This is a genomic window from Serratia sp. Ser99, assembly GCF_024519545.1.
Lineage (GTDB): Bacteria > Pseudomonadota > Gammaproteobacteria > Enterobacterales > Enterobacteriaceae > Serratia > Serratia liquefaciens.
Genome location: NZ_JALJRT010000006.1, coordinates 311,618 through 318,093, shown reverse-complemented (window position 1 = coordinate 318,093; position 6,476 = coordinate 311,618). Strand labels below are relative to the sequence as shown.

General features: G+C 53.0%; 3 protein-coding genes and 2 rRNA genes. 3 read left to right on the top strand and 2 right to left on the bottom strand.

Annotated elements, in window-relative coordinates; all coding sequences use genetic code 11:
* Positions 1-20: 20 nt before the first annotated feature.
* The 3 genes from NR114_RS14830 (at position 21) to NR114_RS14820 (ending at position 4,690) form a co-directional block, all read left to right on the top strand.
* Positions 21-2,928, top strand: a 23S ribosomal RNA gene (locus NR114_RS14830).
* 102 nt (positions 2,929-3,030) lie between these two features.
* Positions 3,031-3,146 (top strand): 5S ribosomal RNA (gene rrf, locus NR114_RS14825).
* A 233-nt stretch (positions 3,147-3,379) separates the two neighbouring features.
* A complete protein-coding gene (locus NR114_RS14820) occupies positions 3,380-4,690 on the top strand; it encodes an MFS family transporter (protein WP_020828328.1) in 1,311 nt (436 codons plus the stop codon).
* 1 nt (position 4,691) lies between these two features.
* Here the strand turns inward: NR114_RS14820 and NR114_RS14815 are convergent, their stop codons facing one another.
* Positions 4,692-5,024 carry a YfiM family lipoprotein gene (locus tag NR114_RS14815; protein ID WP_020828327.1) on the bottom strand — a complete coding sequence of 111 codons (333 nt, stop codon included), beginning with the start codon at positions 5,022-5,024 and terminating at the stop codon, positions 4,692-4,694.
* A gap of 78 nt (positions 5,025-5,102) precedes the next feature.
* Positions 5,103-6,458: a CDP-diacylglycerol--serine O-phosphatidyltransferase gene (pssA, locus tag NR114_RS14810; protein ID WP_234530775.1), complete on the bottom strand. Its 1,356-nt coding sequence runs from the start codon at positions 6,456-6,458 to the stop codon at positions 5,103-5,105.
* Between the last annotated feature and the right edge of the window lie 18 nt (positions 6,459-6,476).

Sequence of the window (6,476 nt, the reverse complement as noted above, 5' to 3'; positions counted from 1 at the left end):
GAAACACCTTCGGGTTGTGAGGTTAAGTGACTAAGCGTACACGGTGGATGCCTAGGCAGTCAGAGGCGATGAAGGGCGTGCTAATCTGCGATAAGCGTCGGTAAGGTGATATGAACCGTAATAACCGGCGATACCCGAATGGGGAAACCCAGTGCAATTCGTTGCACTATCATACGATGAATACATAGTCGTATGAGGCGAACCGGGGGAACTGAAACATCTAAGTACCCCGAGGAAAAGAAATCAACCGAGATTCCCCCAGTAGCGGCGAGCGAACGGGGAGGAGCCCAGAACCTGAATCAGTTCTTGTGTTAGTGGAAGCGTCTGGAAAGTCGCACAGTAAAGGGTGATAGTCCCGTACACTAAAATGCATTAATTGTGAGTTCGATGAGTAGGGCGGGACACGTGACATCCTGTCTGAATATGGGGGGACCATCCTCCAAGGCTAAATACTCCTGACTGACCGATAGTGAACCAGTACCGTGAGGGAAAGGCGAAAAGAACCCCGGCGAGGGGAGTGAAATAGAACCTGAAACCGTGTACGTACAAGCAGTGGGAGCACCTTCGTGGTGTGACTGCGTACCTTTTGTATAATGGGTCAGCGACTTATATTTTGTAGCAAGGTTAACCGTATAGGGGAGCCGTAGGGAAACCGAGTCTTAACTGGGCGAATAGTTGCAAGGTATAGACCCGAAACCCGGTGATCTAGCCATGGGCAGGTTGAAGGTTGGGTAACACTAACTGGAGGACCGAACCGACTAATGTTGAAAAATTAGCGGATGACTTGTGGCTGGGGGTGAAAGGCCAATCAAACCGGGAGATAGCTGGTTCTCCCCGAAAGCTATTTAGGTAGCGCCTCGTGAACTCATCTTCGGGGGTAGAGCACTGTTTCGGCTAGGGGGCCATCCCGGCTTACCAAACCGATGCAAACTCCGAATACCGAAGAATGTTATCACGGGAGACACACGGCGGGTGCTAACGTCCGTCGTGAAGAGGGAAACAACCCAGACCGCCAGCTAAGGTCCCAAAGTCATGGTTAAGTGGGAAACGATGTGGGAAGGCATAGACAGCCAGGATGTTGGCTTAGAAGCAGCCATCATTTAAAGAAAGCGTAATAGCTCACTGGTCGAGTCGGCCTGCGCGGAAGATGTAACGGGGCTAAACCATGCACCGAAGCTGCGGCAGCGACGCTTAGGCGTTGTTGGGTAGGGGAGCGTTCTGTAAGCCGTTGAAGGTGGCCTGTGAGGGTTGCTGGAGGTATCAGAAGTGCGAATGCTGACATAAGTAACGATAAAGCGGGTGAAAAGCCCGCTCGCCGGAAGACCAAGGGTTCCTGTCCAACGTTAATCGGGGCAGGGTGAGTCGACCCCTAAGGCGAGGCCGAAAGGCGTAGTCGATGGGAAACAGGTTAATATTCCTGTACTCGGTGTTACTGCGAAGGGGGGACGGAGAAGGCTAGGCTAGCCGGGCGACGGTTGTCCCGGTTTAAGCGTGTAGGGGGAGTGACCTGGTAAATCCGGTTACTTGTTAACCCTGAGGCGTGATGACGATGCACTACGGTGCAGAAGTAGTTGATGCCAAGCTTCCAGGAAAAGCCTCTAAGCATCAGGTAACACAGAATCGTACCCCAAACCGACACAGGTGGTCAGGTAGAGAATACCAAGGCGCTTGAGAGAACTCGGGTGAAGGAACTAGGCAAAATGGTGCCGTAACTTCGGGAGAAGGCACGCTGGCGCGTAGGTGAAGAGACTTGCTCTCGGAGCTGAAGCCAGTCGCAGATACCAGCTGGCTGCAACTGTTTAATAAAAACACAGCACTGTGCAAACACGAAAGTGGACGTATACGGTGTGACGCCTGCCCGGTGCTGGAAGGTTAATTGATGGGGTCAGCCGCAAGGCGAAGCTCTTGATCGAAGCCCCAGTAAACGGCGGCCGTAACTATAACGGTCCTAAGGTAGCGAAATTCCTTGTCGGGTAAGTTCCGACCTGCACGAATGGCGTAATGATGGCCAGGCTGTCTCCACCCGAGACTCAGTGAAATTGAACTCGCTGTGAAGATGCAGTGTACCCGCGGCAAGACGGAAAGACCCCGTGAACCTTTACTATAGCTTGACACTGAACATTGAGCCTTGATGTGTAGGATAGGTGGGAGGCTTTGAAGCGTGGACGCCAGTCTGCGTGGAGCCAACCTTGAAATACCACCCTTTAATGTTTGATGTTCTAACTCGGCCCCGTAATCCGGGGTGAGGACAGTGTCTGGTGGGTAGTTTGACTGGGGCGGTCTCCTCCCAAAGAGTAACGGAGGAGCACGAAGGTTAGCTAATCACGGTCGGACATCGTGAGGTTAGTGCAAAGGCATAAGCTAGCTTGACTGCGAGAGTGACGGCTCGAGCAGGTACGAAAGTAGGTCTTAGTGATCCGGTGGTTCTGAATGGAAGGGCCATCGCTCAACGGATAAAAGGTACTCCGGGGATAACAGGCTGATACCGCCCAAGAGTTCATATCGACGGCGGTGTTTGGCACCTCGATGTCGGCTCATCACATCCTGGGGCTGAAGTAGGTCCCAAGGGTATGGCTGTTCGCCATTTAAAGTGGTACGCGAGCTGGGTTTAGAACGTCGTGAGACAGTTCGGTCCCTATCTGCCGTGGGCGTTGGAAGATTGAGAGGGGTTGCTCCTAGTACGAGAGGACCGGAGTGAACGCACCACTGGTGTTCGGGTTGTCATGCCAATGGCACTGCCCGGTAGCTAAGTGCGGAAAAGATAAGCGCTGAAAGCATCTAAGCGCGAAACTTGCCTCGAGATGAGTCTTCCCTGGGCCTTTAAGGTCCCTGAAGGAACGTTTAAGACTAAGACGTTGATAGGCTGGGTGTGTAAGTGCAGCGATGCATTGAGCTAACCAGTACTAATGATCCGTGAGGCTTAACCTTACAACACCAAAGGTGTTTTAGAGAGATTGTAGAGATTTTCAGCGAGTTCCGAGATTGGTTTCAATGGCTGCGGGAGTGGCGGTTGGAATGAAACAGAATTTGCCTGGCGGCAATAGCGCGGTGGTCCCACCTGACCCCATGCCGAACTCAGAAGTGAAACGCCGTAGCGCCGATGGTAGTGTGGGGTCTCCCCATGCGAGAGTAGGACACTGCCAGGCATCAATTAAGCCAAGAGGCCATCCGCAAGGATGGCCTTTTTGCTATGTCCGCTATATAAATATTTGCTGTTATTTCGCCCAGTTTTCACGCCAGTCTTCAATGCGCATCACAAAAATCACGCTATATTCTTCGCCCGCTATTTGTTTTAATTGTTAACTCAACGTTAACAATTGAGTTGCATTTAAACGGCGGGACGCCGACTTCACGGTTTATCTGGCTCGGAGAATAGAAAATGACAGAAACAACCTCGGCCATTGAGGATGGAAATACCGTCGACCCGGCAGTACAGGACAAAAAGAAACGCATTTTCGCTATTGTTGGCGCTTCATCGGGTAACCTGGTGGAGTGGTTTGATTTTTACGTCTATTCCTTCTGTTCTATCTACTTTGCCGCTTCATTTTTCCCCGCCGGTAACAGCACCACCCAATTGCTACAAACTGCCGGTGTGTTCGCCGCCGGTTTCTTCATGCGCCCGATCGGCGGCTGGTTGTTCGGTTATATTGCCGATAAGCATGGTCGCAAAAACTCGATGCTGATCTCTGTTTGCATGATGTGTGCAGGATCGCTGGTGATCGCCTGTTTACCGACCTATGAGTCGATCGGAAGTTGGGCTCCGGTGCTACTGTTGGTTGCGCGTCTGTTCCAGGGCCTGTCGGTCGGCGGTGAGTACGGTACCAGCGCCACCTATATGAGCGAGGTGGCAATAAAAGGGCGACGTGGTTTCTATGCTTCTTTCCAGTACGTCACGCTGATTGGCGGCCAATTGCTGGCGTTGCTGGTTCTGGTGGCTCTGCAGCAGATCCTCTCTGCCGAGGAACTAAAGGCTTGGGGCTGGCGTATTCCCTTTGCGATTGGCGCGGTATTGGCGGTAGTGGCGTTATATCTGCGTCGGTCGCTGAATGAAACCTCCGATGCCAAAACCCGTAACCATAAAGATGCGGGTTCACTGAAGGGGCTGTGGAAAAATCGTAAAGCCTTCCTGATGGTGTTGGGCTTTACCGCCGGTGGTTCGCTGAGTTTTTATACTTTTACGACCTATATGCAAAAGTATCTGGTCAATACTTCCGGGATGGACGCCAAGCTGGCCAGCGGCATTATGACCGCCGCACTCTTTATCTACATGCTGCTGCAGCCCTTGGTCGGGGCATTGTCAGACAAGATCGGTCGCCGCAGTTCAATGCTGATCTTTGCCTCGTTGGCGACCTTGCTGACCGTGCCTATCTTGCTGACGCTGAAAAATGTCAGCAACCCTTATGCGGCCTTCGGTCTGATTGTGCTGGCGTTATTTATCGTCAGTTTCTATACCTCGATCAGCGGGCTGCTGAAGGCTGAAATGTTCCCGCCGGAGGTGCGCGCGTTAGGCGTTGGTCTGTCTTATGCGGTGGCTAATGCGATGTTTGGCGGCTCGGCGGAATATGTTGCACTGTCGCTGAAGTCGTTTGGCTTCGAGAATGCCTTCTTCTGGTATGTTTCCGGCATGTGTCTGCTGGCGCTGATCGTTTCTCTTCGCTTGCACCGCAAAGGGAAAGAGATCCAGCTGTGAATCAGCGGGTTGCGTGGTAAAGGCTATAGCCGGTCGCTGCTCCCGCGACATCCCAGGCAAAATCTTTCCAACTCCAGCCGGTGCCGCCTTCGCGACTGTCATACAGTTCTTTGGCGGCGCCGAGCCCGATTGAAAACATCAGGCCAAAGCTGCGGCTGCGTGCCTCATTCCAGTTTTGATGATCGCCATAAGCGGCACCGGCGGCAGCGAAAGCCGCAGAGGCGACAAAGTGTTGTGCCTTGTCTTTCCCGGTCCAGCTGTCATTTGCCAGGTGGGTACAGCCGCTGGTGAGCAATAGAAAGGGGAGCACGGCCAGGCAGCGGAGTGGGCGCATAATGAAAACATCCTGTTGTCATGACACATAAAAACCCCGGCATAGGCCGGGGTCTGCGATAGCTAAATTATAGTGGGATTACAGTATACGGCTAATCAACCGGTCAATACGGATACGGCGCAGACGGCGGATCAGCTTGCGCACTTTGATCGGGTACTGCTGGATGCTTTGCAGTTCCAGGTAATTCTCCACCACGGTGGTGTGAGTGCGGATGCACTCCAGCTCTTTATGCCGTTGCTCACGCATCTCCTGCTTGGGATCGTGGATCAGAATGGCATTTTCCAGATCCAGTCGCCAGGCGCGCGGATTGAGGTTATTACCGGTAATCAACTGCCATTCGTCATCCACCCACATGCCTTTCAGGTGGTAGCTGTTATCGCCGTCTTTCCACAGGCGAACAATCAACTGGCCGGTATCGACGTAGCGCTGCAAGCGGCTGAGAAAGCGTCGCAGGTTGATTTCGTACAGATAAGGCAGGGCGCCGATAATTTTGAACGGCTGATCTTCCGGAATATAGAAATCATTGGCGGTTTTGTCGCCCACAATAATTTCCACCTGTTTGCCCTGGCGCAGCAGATAGATGATATTGCGCACCAGCAGGGCCGGCAGGTTGAAGTAAGGGGTGCATAGCGTCAGTTTCTGATCGGCACAGGACATCAGATGGTGAATGGTTTTATTCAACACGCTTTGCTTACCCAGCCCAACCAGCGGCGTTACCGCCAGCTCATCGTTGCCCGCCTGGTTGCGAAACTGATAACCGGCTCGGCGCAGACCGAAACGAAATAAGCGAGTTTCGTTTTTGATCTCCGGGCTCTTGGGACGATCGTCACGATCCAAACGTTGCACGGCACCGGCGGTCAGCAGGTGCTGCTTGATGTAATCGATCATGGTATTGGCCAATTCGCCATTGGTGATCAACTGGTAACGATCGTAGCGGTATTTCTCATGCTGATGCAGGTAAACGTCATTGATGCTGGCACCGCTGTAAACCACGGTATCGTCGATCACAAAACCTTTCAGGTGCAACACGCCCAGGGCTTCGCGGGTATTCACCGGCACGCCGTAGATTGGCACGGCAAGCTCTGGGTGCTGGTCTGCCATTGAGCAATACCAATCGGCGTTGGTATTGGCGGCCGCGGCGCCGATGCGCCCACGCTGGGCACGATGCCAGTCGACCAGAATGCAAATCTCCAGCGCCGGGCACCGCTGCTTGGCTTGATAAAGCGCGTTGAGAATATCGCGTCCGGCGTCGTCATGCTCCAGATACAGAGCGACCAGATAAATGCGTTGGGTGGCGTTAGCGATCAATTCCAGCAGCGTGGCACGGTAATCAGACGGTGTGTACAAAGTACGTACATCAGCTACCGTCTGGGGGAGTTTGGGCAGTTGTGCAAGGTGTTGTTGATGTTTGCTACGTTTAAATTTTGACAACATCACAGTGCGCTTCTTCTC

Bases quoted from the DNA above. Each gene is read 5' to 3' on its own strand.
- NR114_RS14820 (WP_020828328.1), top strand. From the start codon at position 3,380: ATGACAGAAACAACCTCGGCCATTGAGGATGGAAATACCGTCGACCCG.
- NR114_RS14815 (WP_020828327.1), bottom strand. From the start codon at position 5,024: ATGCGCCCACTCCGCTGCCTGGCCGTGCTCCCCTTTCTATTGCTCACC.
- pssA (WP_234530775.1), bottom strand. From the start codon at position 6,458: ATGTTGTCAAAATTTAAACGTAGCAAACATCAACAACACCTTGCACAA.